Source organism: Acinetobacter sp. 1294596 (assembly GCF_000582925.1).
GTDB classification, from domain to species: Bacteria; Pseudomonadota; Gammaproteobacteria; order Pseudomonadales; family Moraxellaceae; genus Acinetobacter; species Acinetobacter radioresistens.
Genome location: NZ_JFCC01000106.1, coordinates 1 through 1064 on the forward strand (window position 1 = coordinate 1; position 1064 = coordinate 1064).

The 1064-nt window shown below is 45.7% G+C and carries 2 tRNA genes and 2 rRNA genes; all 4 read left to right on the forward strand.

Annotated elements, in window-relative coordinates:
* Positions 1-319 (forward strand): 16S ribosomal RNA (locus J502_RS16040); the annotation flags it as partial.
* 61 nt (positions 320-380) lie between these two features.
* A tRNA-Ile gene (locus J502_RS16045) sits at positions 381-457 on the forward strand.
* A gap of 54 nt (positions 458-511) precedes the next feature.
* Positions 512-587 (forward strand) — tRNA-Ala (locus J502_RS16050).
* 361 nt (positions 588-948) lie between these two features.
* Positions 949-1064, forward strand: a 23S ribosomal RNA gene (locus tag J502_RS16055); the annotation flags it as partial.

The following is a 1064-nucleotide window of genomic DNA, read 5'->3' on the forward strand; positions in this document are numbered from 1 at the left end:
TACACACGTGCTACAATGGTCGGTACAAAGGGTTGCTACACAGCGATGTGATGCTAATCTCAAAAAGCCGATCGTAGTCCGGATTGGAGTCTGCAACTCGACTCCATGAAGTCGGAATCGCTAGTAATCGCGGATCAGAATGCCGCGGTGAATACGTTCCCGGGCCTTGTACACACCGCCCGTCACACCATGGGAGTTTGTTGCACCAGAAGTAGGTAGTCTAACCGCAAGGAGGACGCTTACCACGGTGTGGCCGATGACTGGGGTGAAGTCGTAACAAGGTAGCCGTAGGGGAACCTGCGGCTGGATCACCTCCTTAACGAAAGATTGACGATTGGTAAGAATCCACAACAAGTTGTTCTTCATGACAATGTATCTGAGGGTCTGTAGCTCAGTTGGTTAGAGCACACGCTTGATAAGCGTGGGGTCACAAGTTCAAGTCTTGTCAGACCCACCACTACTGACGAAAGCAGTATGCAGAAAAACAGATATATTGACTTATTGATAAGCTGGGGACTTAGCTTAGTTGGTAGAGCGCCTGCTTTGCACGCAGGAGGTCAGGAGTTCGACTCTCCTAGTCTCCACCACGAATCAAACATGATTTGATTCGAAGCTAGAGATTACAGAATTTAATGAGAACTTAGCGTAAAGCATATCTTATTAACTTCTGTGATTTATCACAGTTGACTGCAGTCCGACGAGGATGCAGTGAATCATTAACAGATTGGCAAATTTGAGTCTGAAATAAATTGTTCAACTCATTCAATAGACGTTACAGGGCAACCTGTTGACTAACGTAGATTGAACTGAGAACTAGCAAATTAACTGAATCAAGCGTTTTGGTATATGAATTTAGATTGAAGCTGTACAGTGCTTAAGTGCACAGTACTCTAAACTGTAATGTTGAAGTTGCTCCTTGTAGGTAACGTCGACTGTTTGGGGTTGTATAGTCAAGTAATTAAGTGCATGTGGTGGATGCCTTGGCAGTCAGAGGCGATGAAAGACGTGATAGCCTGCGAAAAGCTTCGGGGAGGCGGCAAATATCCTGTGATCCGGAGATGTCT